16 protein-coding genes are annotated in these 17,178 nt (G+C 72.5%); 10 read left to right on the top strand and 6 right to left on the bottom strand.

The features are described 5' to 3' along the window. On the bottom strand, nt 1–989 hold a 989-nt coding region (locus RB150_03665; GenBank protein ID MDQ7819639.1), incomplete at its 3' end, for a S8 family serine peptidase. Between the two features lie 297 nt (nt 990–1,286). On the opposite strand from RB150_03665, the gene arcC reads away from it, so the two are divergent. Both arcC and RB150_03655 read left to right on the top strand, forming a co-directional pair. Then, on the top strand, nt 1,287–2,237 hold the full coding sequence (arcC, locus tag RB150_03660; GenBank protein ID MDQ7819638.1) for a carbamate kinase: 951 nt from the start codon (nt 1,287–1,289) through the stop codon (nt 2,235–2,237). Between the two features lie 136 nt (nt 2,238–2,373). Next, entirely contained in the window at nt 2,374–3,585 is a 1,212-nt protein-coding gene (locus RB150_03655) for a pyridoxal phosphate-dependent aminotransferase (protein MDQ7819637.1), read from the top strand. Between the two features lie 99 nt (nt 3,586–3,684). On the opposite strand, the gene RB150_03650 is transcribed toward RB150_03655, so the two are convergent. Beyond that, nucleotides 3,685–4,200: a hypothetical protein gene (locus tag RB150_03650; GenBank protein ID MDQ7819636.1), complete on the bottom strand. Its 516-nt coding sequence runs from the start codon at nt 4,198–4,200 to the stop codon at nt 3,685–3,687. 87 nt (nt 4,201–4,287) lie between these two features. On the opposite strand from RB150_03650, the gene RB150_03645 reads away from it, so the two are divergent. Further along, nucleotides 4,288–5,289: a zinc-dependent alcohol dehydrogenase family protein gene (locus tag RB150_03645; GenBank protein MDQ7819635.1), complete on the top strand. Its 1,002-nt coding sequence runs from the start codon at nt 4,288–4,290 to the stop codon at nt 5,287–5,289. A gap of 43 nt (nt 5,290–5,332) precedes the next feature. Here RB150_03645 and RB150_03640 read toward each other — a convergent pair whose 3' ends face one another. Together RB150_03640 and RB150_03635 are read right to left on the bottom strand one after the other, a co-directional pair. Continuing rightward, a complete protein-coding gene (locus RB150_03640; protein ID MDQ7819634.1) occupies nt 5,333–6,160 on the bottom strand; it encodes a hypothetical protein in 828 nt (275 codons plus the stop codon). Between the two features lie 8 nt (nt 6,161–6,168). After that, on the bottom strand, nt 6,169–6,717 hold the full coding sequence (locus RB150_03635) for a nitroreductase family protein (GenBank protein MDQ7819633.1): 549 nt from the start codon (nt 6,715–6,717) through the stop codon (nt 6,169–6,171). 53 nt (nt 6,718–6,770) lie between these two features. On the opposite strand from RB150_03635, the gene rlmD reads away from it, so the two are divergent. The 5 genes from rlmD (at nt 6,771) to RB150_03610 (ending at nt 12,150) form a co-directional block, all read left to right on the top strand. Further along, on the top strand, nt 6,771–8,117 hold the full coding sequence (rlmD, locus tag RB150_03630) for a 23S rRNA (uracil(1939)-C(5))-methyltransferase RlmD (GenBank protein ID MDQ7819632.1): 1,347 nt from the start codon (nt 6,771–6,773) through the stop codon (nt 8,115–8,117). 47 nt (nt 8,118–8,164) lie between these two features. After that, entirely contained in the window at nt 8,165–8,758 is a 594-nt protein-coding gene (locus RB150_03625; GenBank protein MDQ7819631.1) for a lysophospholipid acyltransferase family protein, read from the top strand. Next, nucleotides 8,755–10,860: a transglycosylase SLT domain-containing protein gene (locus RB150_03620; protein MDQ7819630.1), complete on the top strand. Its 2,106-nt coding sequence runs from the start codon at nt 8,755–8,757 to the stop codon at nt 10,858–10,860. Before RB150_03625 ends, RB150_03620 begins: the two co-directional genes overlap by 4 nt. Nucleotides 10,861–10,874: 14 nt before the next feature. Beyond that, entirely contained in the window at nt 10,875–11,396 is a 522-nt protein-coding gene (locus tag RB150_03615) for a nitroreductase family protein (GenBank protein MDQ7819629.1), read from the top strand. 181 nt (nt 11,397–11,577) lie between these two features. Then, nucleotides 11,578–12,150: a transposase gene (locus RB150_03610; GenBank protein ID MDQ7819628.1), complete on the top strand. Its 573-nt coding sequence runs from the start codon at nt 11,578–11,580 to the stop codon at nt 12,148–12,150. Between the two features lies 1 nt (nt 12,151). Here RB150_03610 and RB150_03605 read toward each other — a convergent pair whose 3' ends face one another. Further along, nucleotides 12,152–13,072, bottom strand: coding sequence for a diguanylate cyclase (locus tag RB150_03605; protein ID MDQ7819627.1), 921 nt, complete (start codon nt 13,070–13,072; stop codon nt 12,152–12,154). A gap of 154 nt (nt 13,073–13,226) precedes the next feature. On the opposite strand from RB150_03605, the gene RB150_03600 reads away from it, so the two are divergent. Both RB150_03600 and RB150_03595 read left to right on the top strand, forming a co-directional pair. Next, nucleotides 13,227–14,429: a hypothetical protein gene (locus RB150_03600; GenBank protein MDQ7819626.1), complete on the top strand. Its 1,203-nt coding sequence runs from the start codon at nt 13,227–13,229 to the stop codon at nt 14,427–14,429. Nucleotides 14,430–14,517: 88 nt separating this feature from the next. Continuing rightward, nucleotides 14,518–15,501: a D-glycerate dehydrogenase gene (locus RB150_03595; GenBank protein MDQ7819625.1), complete on the top strand. Its 984-nt coding sequence runs from the start codon at nt 14,518–14,520 to the stop codon at nt 15,499–15,501. A 60-nt stretch (nt 15,502–15,561) separates the two neighbouring features. Here RB150_03595 and RB150_03590 read toward each other — a convergent pair whose 3' ends face one another. Further along, complete coding sequence (locus RB150_03590) at nt 15,562–17,136, bottom strand: ABC transporter substrate-binding protein (GenBank protein ID MDQ7819624.1); 1,575 nt, start codon at nt 17,134–17,136, stop codon at nt 15,562–15,564. Between the last annotated feature and the right edge of the window lie 42 nt (nt 17,137–17,178).

Raw genomic sequence — 17,178 nt, 5'->3', positions numbered from 1 at the left:
GCCGACACCGCCACCACGTGGGGCAGTTCGGCCGGGATCTTCATCGCGTTGGCCGTCCGGTCCCAGTTGATCCCGCTGTTGCCCGCGGACGCCACCAGCAGCGCCCCCCGGGCGTGGGCGTAGTTCATCGCACGGTTGAGGGCGGCCATCAGCTGGGCGTCGTCACGCCCCTGCTTCACCAGGACGTCGCCGAAGCTCATGTTGATCACATCCGCTCCCACGTCGGCGGCGTACGTGATGGCGGCGATGATATCTCCGTACTGGGCGAACCCGGTTCGGCCAGAGACCTTCACCGCGATGAGCGTCACCCGGGGCGCCACGCCGGCCACGTTGTACCCGCTGCCGGCGATGATCCCCGCCACGTGGGTGCCGTGGCCGTAGACGTCCAGGTACGGCGGGGCACCCGGAGGAAGCGGTTCCGTGAAGAACGCTCTGCTGAGTGCTTGGTCCACCCGGGGACGCAGGTCCTGGTGGATAAAGTCAATCCCCGAGTCGATGACCGCGACCTTGACCCGGGGGTCACCCAGGACTCCCGCCGCCCACGCCCGGTCTGCCCCGATCGCGCGCATGTTCCACTGGGCCGGGAAGAACCGCGCCTCGGCGGGGCTAACCCCCTCCGGCGAGAGTGCCTCCCCCGCCGGACCTCCGCCTGTTCCTTCCAGGACCGGCATCTCCTCGGCAGGCACCCCCACTGCCACCAGCCGGTCCGGGGCGACTCCCTGCACGCCCGCGATCCCGGCCACCGCGTCGGCAAAGGCCGGATCGCCGGACTCCACCACCGCCACACCGATCTCGTCCATCCGGTGGACGATGCGCCCGCCCACCGAAGCCATCAGGCCCTCAAACTCCGGCGGCAGGACCTGGCCCGACCAGACCACCACGTAGCGCTGACCTCCCGCCGACGCGGCGGTCGGAGGCGCCGGAGCGACCAGCGCCGCCACCGACAGCGCCACCATCAGGATTCCTGCCACATGCATGGAGGCTCGCATCACTGACTCTCCGTCAGGAAAGTGCTGGCAGGCCTGTCGGCCCCCAGCCGGTGCAGGCTAGCTGCAACTTCCGAGGAACTCCGAATCCCAGAAGATGGAACGGACCCCCACGCGCCGCATCCGGCGCGCGACCCGGGTGTCCGTCCTCGGCCACCTCTGCCTGCTCGATGGGCCCTGTCCGACGGCCTGCTCCAGGCCCTCGGCTCCCGTGCGGAGCAAGAGGCGTGCCCGGGGCGCAGGGAGATGCCCACCGGACCGGCGAACACATATCCGGGTCGGCATCCCGAGGAGCCCACGGTGCCCGTCGCGGTCGTCGCCATCGGCGGCAACTCCCTGATCAAAGACGAAGCCCATCCCACCGTCGCCGGCGAGATCGCCGCCTTGCAGGAGACCAGCGTCCACATCGCCGAGATGGTGGCCCGGGGCTGGGACGTGGTCCTGACCCACGGCAACGGTCCCCAGGTCGGCTTCAACCTCCTGCGCAGCGAGCTGGCGGCCGGGGTGGTTCCGCCGCTGCCCCTGGACGTGCTGGGGGCGCAGACCCAGGGCAGCATCGGCTACCTGCTCCAGCAGGCCCTGGGCACCGAGCTGCGCCGGCGGGGGATCCGCAAGCCGGTCGCCACCGTGGTCACCCAGGTGGTGGTGGACCCGCAGGACCCCGCCTTCTCCCATCCCACCAAACCTATCGGCCGCTTTTACCCCACACTTGAGGCCGAACATCTGGCCGCCGAGCGGGGGTGGCGGATGGTGGAAGACGCCGGGCGGGGGTGGCGGCGGGTGGTCCCTTCGCCCCAGCCGGTGGAGATCGTGGAGGAGGAGGTCATCCGGGACTTGGTCGCCCGGGGGGCGGTGGTGATCGCCTGCGGCGGGGGCGGCATCCCGGTGGTGCGCCAGCCCGACGGCCGGCTGGCGGGGGTGGAGGCGGTGATCGACAAAGACCTGGCCAGCGCGCTGCTGGCGCAGGTCCTGGGGGTCGAGCTGCTGCTGATCTCCACGGCGGTGGACGCGGTCTACCTGGACTGGGGGCGGCCGAGCCGGCGGCCGGTGGCCGTGCTGACGGTGGAAGAGGCCCGGCGCCACCTGGCGGAGGGGCAGTTCCCCCCCGGCAGCATGGGGCCCAAGATCGAGGCAGCGGTGCGGTTTCTGGAACGAGGGGGCCGGCAGGTGATCATCACCTCGCCCGAGCAGATCCCCCGAGCCCTGGCCGGACAGGCGGGAACGCGCATCGTGCCGCGGCCAGAACAATAACCGTTGAAGGTTGGAGGTTGAAGGTTGAGGGGGGCATGGCCGACGTGCGGGGGTGGTCAAGAGGCTGAGGATTGAAGGTAACGGGTGAAGGTGAAAGACTGAAGGCGGAACGGCAGGACGGAAGGGGGGACGGATCGTGGAAGAGCTGCCGCTGGCGTCGCGGATGCGGGGACTGGGTACGGAGACCGCCTTCGAGGTCCTGGCCCGGGCGCGGGAGCTCGAACGGCAGGGACGCTCCATCGTCCACCTGGAGATCGGGGAGCCCGACTTCGACACCCCCGAGCACATCAAGGAAGCGGCCGTCAAGGCGCTGCGGGACGGTTACACCCACTACACGCCGTCGGCGGGACTGTACGAGGCCCGGGAGGCCATCGCCCAGCACGTGGAGGCGACCCGCAAGATTCCGGTCCACCCCGACGAGGTGGTGATCACGCCGGGCAGCAAGCCGGTCATGTTCTTCGCCATCCTGGCCCTGGTCGAATCCGGCGATGAGGTCATCTACCCGGATCCCGGCTATCCCATCTACGAGTCGGTGGCCCGCTTTGCCGGGGGCGTGCCCCGGCCGCTGGTCCTGCGGGAGTCCCGCGGCTTCCGGGTGGATCCCGACGAGCTGCGGGCGCTGATCACCCCCCGGACCAGGCTGGTGATCCTCAACTCCCCCCACAACCCGTGCGGCTCGGTGCTCACCCGGGACGACGTGCTGGCGATTGCCGAGGCCGTCCAGCGGTCCCGGGCCTTCGTGCTGTCGGACGAGATCTACTGGCAGATCATGTACGAGGGCACCCACCACAGCATCGCCAGCATCCCGGGGATGAAAGAGCGCACCATCCTGCTGGACGGGTTTTCCAAGGCCTACGCCATGACCGGGTGGCGCCTGGGCTTTGGCGTGATGCGCCGGGACTTGGCGGCCCGGATGACCCAGCTGATGGTCAACTCCCACTCCTGCGCGGCCGCCTTCACCCAGATCGCCGGCATCGCGGCCCTGCGCGGTCCCCGGGAACCGGTGGAGCGCATGGTGGCCGAGTTCCGCCGGCGGCGGGACGTGATCGTGGAGGGCCTGCGGGCCCTGGACGGGGTGACGTGCACCATGCCCGCGGGGGCGTTCTACGCCTTCCCCAACGTCAGCCGCATCGATCCCGACAGCCGTCGGCTGGCCGACTTCCTGCTGACCGAAGCGGGAGTGGCCTGCCTGGCCGGAACGGCGTTTGGAGAGCACGGGCAGGGCTACCTGCGGCTGTCCTACGCCACCAGCGTGGAGAACATCCGGGAAGGACTGGCCCGCATGGCCCAGGCGCTGCAGCGCTACCCCGCGGCCGTCCGGGACCCCGGGGGGCCGACAGTCCGCTAGGCGCCTGTCCGCGCGGAGGCGGGGGCGGGAAAGGCCCGGACAGGCAAGCGATTCTGCGGCCCTGCGGCGTGCGCAGGACCTTCGTCGGGTGAGGAGGAGTCAGTCCAAAGGGCCGGGCTGGAGCGAGCGGATGACGGTATCGCACTCCTTCTGGCCGTCCCGCCACCGTTCCAGCGGCTTGGCGCAGGCGACGATCACCAGCCGCGCCGTCCCGGCCGCCACGGCCCCCACGGCCGCCCACTGCCGCTCGCCGGCACTGCCGGTGACCTCGAACTTGTACCACAGTCCCGCTGCGGGGCTGCGGGAGTCGGGCTGGAATCCCGAGACGCCGTGGATGGGGAGCAGGCCGAAGACCTCCCGCCGGACGATCGCGTCGGTGGGAGGGCCGCCGGTGGGGCGTGCGGCGATGACGATGAATTCCGCCGGCTCGGCATCCCCGGGTGTGTCCGCGGGGACCAGCCACGTGGCATCCCCGCGGATGCGCGCCTGCCAGCCCGCCGGGTACTGCACCGAGATCCCGGCGGCATCCCGGTACTCCACCAGGGTGGCAGAGGGCATCGTTCGGGCGCACGCTGCGCTCAGCAGGGCCAGCACGACAACCGACCACACCCGCACACGGCCGATGTTCGCGACACGCCGGGACGGTCCCTTGCGCGTCGCGGACGCGGCGTGTCCTGCTAAGGCCTCGGGGAGGGACCACGCATGCGCGCGGTGGTCCTGACCGCTCCCGGGCCCATTGACTCGGCCCGCCTGGAGATGCGGGAGGTGCCGGTGCCCGAGCCCGGCCCCGGACAGGTCCGCGTCCGCGTCCGGCGGTGCGGGGTCTGCCACACCGACCTGCACATCGCCGAGGGCGACCTGCCGCCTGTCCGTCTGCCCGTGGTGCTGGGCCACCAGGTGGTGGGCGTGGTGGACCGCCTCGGGCCGGGCGTCACCGCCCCGGCCCCCGGGACCCGGGTCGGCGTGGCGTGGGTGGGGGGAACGTGCGGGGTGTGCGCGCACTGCCGGCGGGGCGAGGAAAACCTGTGCGCGGACCTGGTGTTCACCGGGTACCACCAGGACGGGGGCTATGCCGACTACCTGATCGCCCGGGCCGACTTTGTCTATCCCCTGCCAGACGGCTTCGACGACGACCGGGCCGCGCCGCTGCTGTGCGCGGGGATCATCGGCTACCGCTCGCTGCGGGTGTCGGGGGTGCAGCCGGGCGAGCGGCTGGGCCTGTTCGGGTTCGGCGCCTCGGCGCACCTGGCCATCCAGGTGGCCCGCCACTGGGGGTGCGAGGTGTATGTCTTCACCCGCAGCCCCGCCCGCCGGCGCCTGGCCGAGGACCTGGGAGCCGCGTGGGTGGGCGGGCCCGACGACGTCCCGCCGGCCGAGCTGGACGCGGCGGTGGTGTTTGCGCCGTCCGGGCGGGTGGTGGTGGAGGCCCTCCGGCGCCTGCGCCGGGGGGGCACCGTGGCCATCAACGCCGTCTACCTGGACCCGCTGCCACCCCTGGACTACCGCCTGCTGTACTGGGAACGCGCCGTCCGCAGTGTCAGCAACAGCACCCGTCGGGACGGGCGGGAGTTTCTGGAGCTGGCGGCGCGGATTCCGGTGCGGGTGGACGTCCAGACTTTTTCCCTGCCGGAAGCCTCCCGCGCGCTGGTCGCCCTCAAGCGGGGAGAGATCACCGGCGCGGCAGTGCTGGTGGTGGAGGGATGAGGGAAGAGGGGGAAAAGAAAAGTAGGGTTTTCCCTCTTCCCTCTCAGCGTGGGCTTCCCGGCGCGGTGGGGCAGTTGACGCAGTGGTTGGTCAGGCGCAGGCTCAGGCGGCCGCTTACCCGGCCGACGCCGGTCAGGATGGTGACGGTGTCGGCGGTGACCGAGGCCCACACCGGTTGCCCGCCGATCGTCACGTAGCCCACGGTCGTGGTGACATCTCCCCAATCGTAAGAGACCACGAGATCATGGAGCAGGCCGGAGTCGTCCACCGTGGCCCGGATGGCGTAGGGCGGGCCGGGCCGGACCAGAAAGTCCCGCATCGACGGCGAGGTGTACAGCCACTGGGCGATCTTGCGCCGGGTGGCGACGTCGCGGGCGTCCCGAGGCTGGCCGTAGCGGGCGATGGCGTCGTCCACGATGCTGCGGTGCACGCCGGCCAGCACATACTGCCGCCCCGGCAGTTCGGCCAGCAGGAAGATGTCGTGGGCGTGAAACGTCTCGGGGTTGTCGGCCTCCCGTTCGATCTTCTCCTCGATGGTCCGCCGCAGGGTGGACGCGAACGGCCGCAGCAGCAGCGGCAGGTCCAGCCGGTGGATGGTCACCCGTCGCCGCCGGACCCCGTCGGTCCCCCGCCACTCCAGGACCGTCCCGGCCGCCTGCACGTCCAGCCGGCTGCCCCGGACCGTCACCACCAGGGATCCCGTGAAGTCCGCGGTGAGGACGTACGGCTGTTTGCCCTCGCCGTCGAACAGGCGCGCCAGCAGCTGGTCAACCGACGGCGACTGGGCATGGACCGTTCCTCCCACGAGGAGGATCCCCACGCCCAGGACCAGGCCCAGGAACCGCGCGCGTCCGCCCCACATCCGGCGCACGATGTTCATTATACGGGCGGGACGGGAGAGGATGTGGCGCCGTACCGTTCCCAGGACACCAGGGTCTCCAGAGGGCGCCGGCCCCGGCCGGCCAGGATCCGCAGCGCCGCCCGCTCGATGGGACCCCGGCCCCGGGGGTGAGGGTACCCCAGCGAGATGGCCGCCGCCAGGACCCGCTCCGGGGGCACGCCCAGGAACGCTTTGGCCTCCTCCGCCCGGTGGAGGGTCGCCGGGCAGGAGGCGACGCCGTGGGCCCACGCCGCCAGCATGATGTTCTGGGCGCAGCGGCCGGCGTCAAACAGGGCGGCCGCGTCATCGACCACCAGCACGACGGCCGCCGCGGCGGTGGCGATGTGCTGGGCAAACCGCCCGAAGGTGGCCAGCTCCCGGAGGCGGGCCCGGTCCCGCACCACCACAAAGTGCCAGGGCTGTCGGTTGCGGCTGCTGCCGCTCATGCGCCCCGCATTGAGGATCCGGCGCAGCACCTCGGGCGGGAGGGGGCGGTCAATGAAGGTGCGCAGGTCACGTTTGGTGATGATGCACCGGTACGCGTCCACACCTGTCCCCTTCGCGGCCGCTCCGGCCGCGCCCTTGCTACAATGGGCGTGGCATGCCTGCCCCGCGCGAGGACGTCATCCTGCGGGTGGACCGGCTGAGCTACGGGGGGCGGGGCGTCGCCCGCCTGGACGGCCTGGTGGTCTTTGTCGACGGCGCCGCCCCCGGCGAGGTGGTCCGGGCTCGCCTGCGCCGGATGCGGAAGACCTACGCCGAGGCGACGACGGTGGGGGTGGAGGAACCCTCCCCGGCGCGGGTCCCGCCCCGCTGCCCCCACTTCGGCGAGTGCGGCGGGTGCCTGTGGCAGCACGTGGACTACCCGGCCCAGCTCGCGGCCAAGGAAGCCATCGTGGTGGACAGCCTGCGGCACCTGGGCGGGCTGACCGACCTCCCGGTGCGCCCCATCCTCCCGACCGAGCCGCCCTGGCACTACCGCAACAAGATGGAGTTCTCCCTGGCGCCGCCCGGCCGGGTGGGGCTGCACCGGCGCGAGCGGTGGGACGAGGTGGTGGACCTGGAGGTGTGCTACCTGCCCTCGCCGCGGGTGGTGGCCGTGCTGCAGGCGACGCGGGAGTTCCTGCGGGCCTGGGCGATTCCCTGCTACGACCCGCGGACCCACCAGGGGTTCGCCCGCCACCTGGTGGTTCGGGAGGGACGGGCCACCGGCGAGATGCTGGTGGGGCTGGTCACCACTCCCGGCCCGTTCCCGCAGGCGCGGGAATGGGTGGAGGCGGTCCGCCGGGCCGTTCCCGACGTGACCGGAGTGGTCCGCGTCCTCAACCCGTCCCGCAGCGATGCGGTGGAGGTGGCCGGGGTCGAGGTGCTGGCGGGGCGCCCGTTCATCCACGAGCGCCTGCGCGGGCTGACCTTCCGGCTGGACGTGCAGACCTTCTTCCAGACCAACACCGCCGCCGCCGAGCGGATGCTCGACGTGGTGGTGGAGTTCGCCGCGCTGTCCGGGCGGGAGCGCGTGGCCGACCTGTACTGCGGGGTGGGGACGTTCGCCCTGGCGCTGGCGTCCCGGGCGGCGGAGGTGGTGGGGGTGGAGGCGGCGCCCGCCGCGGTGGACGCGGCCCGGCACAACGCCGCCAGCAACGGCATTGCCAACGCCCGGTTCGTCTGCGCCGACGCCGCGCGCCTGCCGGAGATCGTGAGCGGCGCGCCGCCGGACGTGGTGGTGCTGGACCCGCCGCGGGCCGGGGCGGGTGCCCGGGTGATGCGGCGGATCGCCGCCCTGGGTCCCCCGCGGGTGGTGTACGTGTCCTGCAACCCGACCACCCTGGCGCCGGACCTGAGGGTCCTGGTCGCCGCCGGGTACCGGGCGAGCGTGGTGCAGCCCCTGGACCTGTTCCCTCACACCTACCACGTGGAATGCATCGTGCGCCTGGACCGGAGTCCCTGATGCACCCGGCGGGAGCCCGTGAGCGCGCACGCCATCCGGGCACACGCATGGGCCCGGGCTATCGGCTCGTGGCCTGGTTCTTCCGCACCCTGCTGCGGGTGGGCTGGCAGCTGCGGGTGGAGGGGCTGGACCGCCTGCCCCCCCGCGGCCCGTTCATCATCACCGCCAACCACGCCAGCGAGATCGATCCGATCGTCCTGTCGGCGGCGATGCCGTTCCGGGTCACGTACCTGGCCGGACGGGAGCTGGACCGCTACCCGGTGCTGTTTGCGCTGATCCGGCTGTTCAATCCCATTTTCGTTCGCCGGGGAGCCCCCGATGTGGCGGCGGTCAAGGCCTGTCTGGACCGCCTGGCCCGCGGCGAGGTGCTGGTCGTCTTTCCGGAGGGCGGGGTGGTCCAGCCGGGGATGGGATCGCTGCAGCCCGGGGCCGCCTTCCTGGCCATCCGGGCCCAGGTGCCCGTGGTGCCGGTGGGGTTGCTGGGGTTGGCCCGCATGCTCCCCCTGCGGGCGCGTGTCCCGCGCCCGGCCCGCGTGACCGTCCGGGTCGGCGATCCGATCCTCCCGCCCCCCGACCTCCGCCTGATCGACGACTTCACCGCGTCCATCCGCCGGACTCTGGCCGCCCTGCTGGGCCGATGACGCGCACGAGCTGGTTGGCCTGTGCGGGTGCGATTGTCGCCGCCGTGTCCTGCGCCGCCGGGCGGGCGTCGGGAGGGGTGGTCCTGCCGCCGCGCGAGCTGCTGCCCGCCGTGGTGGCGCGGGCGGGCGGGCGGTGCGCCGACGCCTCCGACCTCCTCCGCCGGCTGCGGTGGCATCCGGGCCCCGCGGGATACCGGGCCCGGTACCTGCTGGGCCACTGCGCTCTGGCTGCCGGCGACGCGGCCGCGGCCGGCGCGGAGTTCGACGCCGTGGCCGCGGGCCATCCACCCCTGGCCGATTATGCCCGGTGGTACTCGGCCTCGGCGGCTCTGCTGTCGGGGGACCTTGCGGGGGCGGCCGATCGCCTGGTGTCCCTGGCGGTCTCCAGCGGCAACGGTCTTCTGGCCCGCCGCGCCCGGCTGCAGGCGGCCGAGGTCCTGCTGCAGCTGGACAGGCCGGACGCGGCCCTGCGGATGCTGTCCCCGTTCCGGCCGGAAGATTCCGGTCCGGAGATGGTCAGAGTGTGGTGGCTGCGGGGTCGGGCAGCGGAGGCGATGGGCCGGCGCGCCGACGCCGTGCGGGCCTATGCCATGGCGGGGTGGAGCGATCCCGAAGGCGGCCCCGAGGCCGATGCCGCCCGGGCCTGGCTGCACTTGAGGGGGCTGGGGGACGAGGCGCTGCCGGTGGAGGCCCGCCTGACGCGCGCCCGGCGGCTGATCGCCCTGGGGGAATTCGAGGCCGCCCGGCGGGAACTGGTTGCGGCCCTGCACCGGGGAGTGACCGGAATCCAGGCCGCGGACGCGTGGTTCCGGCTGGGCCTGCTGCGTCTGCCCGGCGAGGACGCCGTCTACGCCTTCGGCCAGTCCGCCCGGATCGCGGATCCGGGAGTGCGGGCCCGCGGACTGTACTGGATGGGGCGGGCTCTCGCCGCCCGGGGCAGGCGTGGGGAAGCCCGGGCCGTCTGGGTGCGCGTGCTCCGGGAGTTGGGGGCGACCCCGTGGGCTCCTCGGGCGATGGCGTCGTTGGCGTCCTCCGCCGAGGCCGCCGGCGACCTCGCCCAGGCTCGCCGCTGGTGGACGGAGCTGGCGCGCCGTTACCCGACCTCGTCAGTGGCCGACGATGCCCGCTGGCGACTGGGCTGGCTGGCGTTCCGGCAGCACCGGTACGGCGAGGCCGAGCGGTTGTTCAGGGCGTATGCGGACCACCTTGACGGCGCCCCTCGCGCCGCCGCCGGCCTGTTCTGGGCGGCCAAGGCGCGGCAGGCGGCGGGGATGCGCGCGGACGCCCTGTGGCGCACTGTGGCGGACCGGTATCCCCTGACGTACTACGGCCAGCGGGCGCGGCTGATGCTGGGACGACCGTCGCCGCCCCCGCCGCCTGGCGCGGCGCCCGTGCGCCTTGCCGACGACCAGCCCTCCTCCGCCTACCAGGAGCTGGCCGCGCTGGGCTTCGTGGACGACGCGCTGGAGGCGGTGCGGGCTCGGCGGGCCGGCACAGCCCTGTCGCCATCGCAGGCCAGGGAACTGGCCGCCGCGGAGGCGTGGCTGGCGTCGGTGGCGGGAGATGCGAAGGGGGCCCTGGAGGCGGCGTCCTCCCTGGTGCCTGCGGCGCTGGCGGGGGGCCCGGCGGCGGATCGGGATGTGTGGGAGGCGGCGTATCCCCGCGCCTTCTGGGAGGAGGTCCAGGCCGCCGCCCGCCGGCATCGCGTGGATCCGTACCTGGTGCTGGCGGTCATGCGGGAGGAGAGCCGGTTCGATCCCCGGGCCGTCTCCCCGGCGCGGGCGGTGGGGTTGATGCAGATCATCCCGGCGACCGCGGAGGCCACGGCGGGCCGACCGGTCGACCTGCGCCAGCTGATGGATCCCGCTGTCAATATTGACCTGGGGGCCGCGTATGTGGGGGCGATGGTGCGGAGGTTCGGCGGCGACCTGATCCTGGCTCTGGCCGCCTACAACGCGGGTCCCGCCGCGGCGGGGCGCTGGTCCCGCGGTCCCCGAAACGATCCGGACGTGTTTGTGGAGAGCATTCCGTACGCGGAGACGCGGGCCTACGTGCAGCGGGTGATGCAGACGTACGGTATCTACCGCTGGCTGTATCCCTGAGGGGGGAGGCGGTCGTGGAGTTCGCCGAGGTGGTCCGCCGACGCGGCATGGTTCGAGCGTTTCTGTCCCGGCCGGTGGAGGAGGCCACCGTGCGGCGCCTGCTGGAGTATGCCCACCGGGCGCCCAGCGCCGGTTTTACCCAGCCGGTGGAGTTCGTGGTGGTCCGGGACCCCGCGGTGCGCCAGCGGCTGGTTCAGGCCGCCTGGGGTCAGACCTGGGTGGGGGCCGCTCCGGTGGTCCTGGCCGTGTGCGCCGACACCCGGCGCAGCGCCGCCCGGTACGGTGAGCGCGGCGTGCGGCGGTACAGTATCGTCGACGCCGCGTTCGCCAGCATGCTGATCCTCCTGGGGGCGGTGGACGAAGGCCTGGGGGCCTGTTTTGTGGGCGCGTTCGACGACGACGCGGTGCGGGACGTCCTGGGACTGCCACCCCACGTCCTGCCGGTAGGCCTCATTCCCGTGGGGTATCCCGCCGAACGCCCTCCCCGGTACCGCCGCCGGCCGCTGGAATCGCTGGTCCACCACGATCGCTGGTAGCCGACTTCTGGGGTCTGTCCCCGGCGGGGACAGACCCCATCCGCCTGGACCGGGGACAGACCCCGATGGGGACAGACCCCGAGGGGGCAGGGGGCAGTGGCTCGGTTGGGGCATGGTGGCCGACCGGGAAAGGCGGTACGGTGGCCGCGGTACCGATTGGTGGGAGGGTCGTGGTGAGCTGGTGGCCAGAAAGCCGCGGGTGGCGCCTCTGCACGCATTCTTCCACGTGGGAGCCACGGCAACTCGGGGGACCGCGCTGTTCGCGGACGACGTCGACCGGGAGGCCTTTGTGGCCTCCCTGCGGCGATACCTTCCGGCCTTCCGCGCCCGGGTTCACGCCTTCTGCCTGATGAGCACCCACGCGCACCTGGTGGTGGAGGTGTCCGACGTGCCCCTGGCCCTCCTGATGCAGCGCGTCCTCCAGGTCTACGCGCAGGGACTCAACCGCCGGCACGGAACCCGGGGGCATGTCTTCACCGACCGATTCTGGTCCCAACCGTGCGATCGGGACGCGTACCTGCTGGAGGCGGTGACCTACATCCACCTGAACCCGGTTCGGGCGGGGCTGGTCAGTCGCCCCGAAGACTACCCCTGGTCCAGCCACCTCCTGTACCTGCGGCCGGAGGTCCGGGGGTGGGTGACCACGGAGTGCCTCCTGGGCATGCTGGGCGCATCGCCGGAGCGGGCGGCGCGGGAGTACGCGCTGCTCGTTGAAGAGCGGCTGGCCCGCCCGCCGGCCCGCGAGTTCGAGTGACCTACCCCTCCGTCCACACCTGGTTGCCGCCGCGCTCTTTGGCCCGGCGCAGGGCGCGCTCGGCGCGGCGCACCAGGGTGTCCAGGGACCGGTCGGCCGCCTGACGGGAGGTCACACCGGCGCTGGCCCGGACCGGGATCGCCTGTCCGTCGGCGGACAGGGGGGCCGCCGCGATGGCCGAGCGGATCCGCTCCGCCACCAGGGCGGCGTCGGAAAGGCCGGTGACCGGCAACAGGCACACGAACTTGTCGGCCCAGTACCGCGCCAGCAGGTCTTCCGCCCGCAGCTGCTCGCGGCAGATCTGGGCGCACCGGGCGAGGACCGCATCGGCCACCGTGGGTCCCAGGCGCTCGTTGACGTCCCGGAACCCGTCCAGGTCAACCATGATCAGGGACAGCGGTTCCTGGTGGCGGACCGCGCGGGCCAGCAGCGGTTCCCCCTGATCGAAGAACGCCCGGCGGTTGAGGGTGCCGGTCAGGGGATCGGTGGCCTGGAACTGGCGCAGTTCCCGGGCCAGGCGCTCGTTCTCTTGCCGGAGGTGGCGGCGTTCCAGGGCCCGGTCCACGGTGGCCCGCAGGATTTCCACGTTGGGGAAGGGCTTGAGGATGTAGTCGAAGGCGTCCCCCTCCCGCAGCGCCCGGACGGTGGTGGACAGGTCGGGGGCGCCGGTGAGGATGACGACTTCCACAAACCGATCGGCCGCTTTGGCAGCCCGCATCACCTCCAGGCCTCCGGCGCCCGGCATGAGGATGTCGGTGATGATCACATCGTAGGCGGTGGTGGCCACCCGGGCGATCGCCGTGGCCCCGTCGGCACAGGCATCGACCGTGTGCCCCAGGGACGCGAAGTACCGGACCAGCAGATTGCGCAGGCTCTCGTCGTCTTCGGCGACGAGCAGCCGTCCGGTGCGGCCGATCATCATGGAGAGCACTTTGGCTGTCCTGCCCGGGGATCTCCTCCGCCGGAGGGCGGGTCTGCCCCCTCCTGCGGGAGGCACAAAGCGTGCCAGAGCCCGTCTGTGCGCGCCCTCTCCGGGGAATAGGCCTCTGTAGGCGCTCTGTGCGCCGGTCCGCCCCATGTACGTCGAGCGCGTCGACTTCCAGCGACCCGCCTGGGAGCCGGAGGTCCTCGCCGCCATCCGCGCCCGCCTGGTGGACAGCGGCTACCAGGGCCTGCTGGCCGGCGTCCAGGAGGCCGTCACCCGGTTTGCCCGCCCGGGGCCGGCGCGCCGTCCTGTGCTCCGCAGTGACCCCTTCACGGACGTCTTCATCCCGCCGGCCCACCCCGGGGTACGCCTCCTGCTGGTCCTGCATTCGCCGAAGATCCTGCGGATGGTGGTGGTCGGGAGGGATCAGCAGGCGGTCCGGAAGGTCCTGACGGCGACCCGGCTGCATCTGGACGGGGCCGTGGAGGGACGGCTGGTCGAGGCGCCGGCGGAGGGAGAGCCGGTGGCGGAGCGCTTCCGCCGGGACGTCCTCACCGCCCTGCGCCTGACCCCCAACGGGGGAATGATCTCCCTGCCGCGCGATCCCGTCTCCGAGCAGGTCCTGGCCGCGCTGCGCCGTCAGCCCGCCTTTCGCGGCCGCCCCGCCGTGCTCGCGTCGCGGGCACCCTCCCTGCTGAACGACCGGCCGCCGGAGACGGTCCGGGAGACCCTGGAGCGGCTGGTGGCGGTCGGGGCGGTGGACCGCTGGCACGTGGTCATCTGCCGCCAGGGGGGACAGTGGCTGGCCGCCTCCCCCCGGGCAAACGAGATCGCCACCTACGCCTCCCTGGATGTGCTCTGCCCGCATTGCGGCGCCCGGGTGGGGGACGAAGAACGGGACACGGCCTACCTCCTCACGGAAGTCGCCCTGCATCCGCCGGACCGGCAGGCGGTGGTGGGCCTGGTGGAGTCGGCGCTGCGCCGCGCCGGCGCCGAAGAAGTCGCGGTGCACGCGGGGGGCGGCCCGGTGGACGGCGCGGCCTGCCTGGGCGGGACGGTCGTCGTTTTCCGGGTGCGGGAGGGAATGCCCGATCCCGCCGACGTGGCGGGCCTGCAGGACGCCGCCGCGCGCCTGACGCACCAGGGATGGCCGGTGGTACCGGTACTGGTGTGCGACCAGCCGGTGCCTCCCGAGGTCCGGGAGGCGGGGGTGGTCGTGGTGGACACCCTCAGCGGCCTGGACGGCGCCCTGGAGCCCGTGATCCACCGGGCCCGGGAACACCGCCTGGCGGCCCTCCTGCCCCCGGATGTGCTCATCCGCATCCCCGTAGCCGACCTGCTGTCCCCGGGGTAAGAGTCCCGGTCCGGTCGCGCCCGCACGCAGGAAGACGGGCCCGACGGGTCGTAGCACTCACCCGCGTCCTCACCACAGGAGGTGATCCGTGAGCCGCCCTCGCGTTTACGTGACGCGACGGATTCCCCAGCCTGCCCTGGACCTGTTGCGGTCCGTGGCCGACGTCACCCTCTGGGACCGGGAAGACCAGCCGGTTCCCCGCGACGTGTTGCTGCGGGAGGTCGCCGAGGTGGACGGCCTGCTGAGCCTGCTGACCGACCGCATCGACGCCCAGGTCATGGACGCGGCTCCCCGATTGCGGGTCGTGGCCAACTTCGCGGTGGGCTACGACAACATCGATGTGCCGGAAGCCACCCGCCGGAAGATCGTGGTGACCAACACCCCCGAGGTGTTGACCGAGACCGTCGCCGACTTCGCCTTCTGCCTGATCCTGGCGGCGGCCCGCCGCCTGGTGGAGGCGGACCGGTTCACCCGAGCCGGCCGCTGGAAGACCTGGGAGCCGATGCTGCTGGCCGGCCAGGACGTGCACCACGCCACCCTGGGCCTGGTGGGCCTGGGGCGCATCGGGTCGGCGGTGGCCCGCCGGGCCCAGGGGTTCGCCATGCGGGTCCTGTACTACGACGTGGTCCGCCGCCAGGACCTCGAGCAGACCCTGGGAATCGCCTACGCCCCGCTGGACGACGTCCTGCGGGAGGCGGACATCATCAGCGTCCACGTGCCGCTGACGCCCCAGACCCGCCACCTCATCGGCCCCGCGCAGTTCGCCCTGATGAAGCCCACGGCGGTGTTCGTGAACACCAGCCGGGGGCCGGTGGTGGACCAGCGGGCGCTCGCCGAGGCCCTGGCCACCGGGCGCATCTTCGCCGCCGGCATCGATGTCTTCGAGGTGGAGCCGGTGCCGCCCGACGACCCGCTGCTGCGGCTGGACAACGTGGCGGTGGCGCCCCACATCGCCAGCGCCAGCGTGCCCACCCGCACCCGGATGGCCACCCTGGCGGCGGAGAACCTGGTGGCGGTCCTGCAGGGCCGCCGTCCCCCCACGCCGGTGAACCCGGAGGTGCTGGAGGCCTGAAGTGCCGGGAGCCGGGCGGCGTCCCGCCCGGCTCCCGCGCGGCACCCGTCCCCGGCCGGGTCACTCCTTGTACACCAGCCAGGTCCGGAAGTTCATGGTCCCGTCCAGGACGATGCCCCGCACATTCTTTTGCGCCACGGCGAAGGCCTGGACGTTGTTGCTCCACAGCGGGACCAGGATGGCGGTCTCCGCCAGCAGCCGCTGGGCCTGCTGGTACAGCTGCGTGCGCACCTGACGGTCGGTGGTCTTCTTGGCGTCGGTCAGCAGCTGCACGAAGCGCCGGTAGGTCTGCTGGTCAGCGGCGCTGGTGGCCTTGTTCAGGAACGTGCCCAGGGACTCCGGGGACTCCGTGAGCCACGGCGCCAGGAAGTTGTCGGGGTCCACGAAGTCGGGGAACCAGCCCAGGAAGAACATGCCGAACTCCCCGGCGCTCATGGACTTGGTGTAGGTGGCCCACTCCTGGGTCTTGATCTCCACCTGGGCCAGGCCGGTCTCCTCGATGGCCCGCTTGACCACCGCGCCCGCGTCGGGCTCGGTGGCCCCGTACCGCACCGGGGTGAGCCACAGGGTGATCCGCAGCTTGTTGGCCGACGAGTACCCCGCCTCCCGCAGCAGCGCCCGCGCCCGGTCCAGGTTCCGGCGGGGGAACGCCGGGATGTGGCTCCACAGCCCCGGCGGCACCATGCTGTACAGGGGGGTGTTGATGCCGCCAAAGACATCCCGGGCGATCCGCTCCCGGTCCACGGCGTAGGCGATGGCCTGGCGGACTTTGGGGTTGTCGAAGGGCTTGGCCCGCACGTTGAAGACGATGTAGCGCACCGACAGGCTGGGCCCCTGCAGGACCTGGAGGTTGGGGTTGGTGCGCAGGCGCCGCAGGGTCTCGGGGTTGAAGCTGCGGAAGCCCACGTCCACCTGGCCCGACTCCACCGCGGCCGTCAGCGACGACTCGTCGGCGAAGAACACCGTGATCACCCGGCGGCTGCGGGGCTGGGGGCCCCAGTAGCTGCGGAAGGCCTCGTACACCGTCCGCTGGTCGGGCACGTACTGGGTCAGCATGTAGGGGCCCGTGCCGGCAAACCGCCCGCGGGCGAACTCGTTGGCGGGCGTGGACTTGGGGCTGAAGATCATCGCCGGCGCGATGGGGTCGGTCATGCGCGCCAGGAAGGTGGCGTCGGCCTCCTTGAGGGTGATCCGGACCGTGCGGGCATCCAGGGCCTCCACCTTCTGGATGTTCATGATGAGGCCCACCCCGCCCTCGGGTCCGTTCAGCCGCAGGGCCCGTTCCAGGGACCACTTGACGGCGTCGGCGTCAAACGGCGTCATGTCGGTGAACAGCACCCCGCTGCGCAGGCGGAAGGTGTAGACCTTCCCGTCGGGGGACACGGTCCAGCTCTCCGCCAGCCGGGGCCCCACCACCGTGGAGCCCGGCGGGAACGTCACCAGGCCCTCGGCCACCTGCTGGAACACGTGCCAGGTCCAGTAGTCGTAGGAGTTTTCGGGGGACAGCTCGGTGATGCGGTCGGTGGTGCCCATCACGAGGGTATCCCGGGGCGTTGCCGCCGTGGCCCCCGGGGCCACAGACCACGCCAGGGCCGCCACCGCCATCACGGCGGCGGCCGCGCACACGCGCCTCATACGTCACCCCCTCCCGAACGTGGGATCTCCTTCCCCCCTTCA

This window comes from Armatimonadota bacterium, from assembly GCA_031081675.1.
Taxonomy (GTDB): Bacteria; Sysuimicrobiota; Sysuimicrobiia; order Sysuimicrobiales; family Kaftiobacteriaceae; genus Calidihabitans; species Calidihabitans tengchongensis.
Note: the sequence above shows the minus strand (reverse complement) of the source record. Positions and strands in the feature narration are given on the sequence as shown.

Excerpts from the sequence above, each read along its gene's own strand:
- rlmD (MDQ7819632.1), top strand. The coding sequence starts at position 6,771 with ATGCCTGCCCCGCGCGAGGACGTCATCCTGCGGGTGGACCGGCTGAGC.
- RB150_03620 (MDQ7819630.1), top strand. The coding sequence starts at position 8,755 with ATGACGCGCACGAGCTGGTTGGCCTGTGCGGGTGCGATTGTCGCCGCC.
- RB150_03600 (MDQ7819626.1), top strand. The coding sequence starts at position 13,227 with ATGTACGTCGAGCGCGTCGACTTCCAGCGACCCGCCTGGGAGCCGGAG.
- RB150_03645 (MDQ7819635.1), top strand. The coding sequence starts at position 4,288 with ATGCGCGCGGTGGTCCTGACCGCTCCCGGGCCCATTGACTCGGCCCGC.
- RB150_03605 (MDQ7819627.1), bottom strand. The coding sequence starts at position 13,072 with ATGATGATCGGCCGCACCGGACGGCTGCTCGTCGCCGAAGACGACGAG.
- RB150_03625 (MDQ7819631.1), top strand. The coding sequence starts at position 8,165 with ATGGGCCCGGGCTATCGGCTCGTGGCCTGGTTCTTCCGCACCCTGCTG.
- RB150_03590 (MDQ7819624.1), bottom strand. The coding sequence starts at position 17,136 with ATGAGGCGCGTGTGCGCGGCCGCCGCCGTGATGGCGGTGGCGGCCCTG.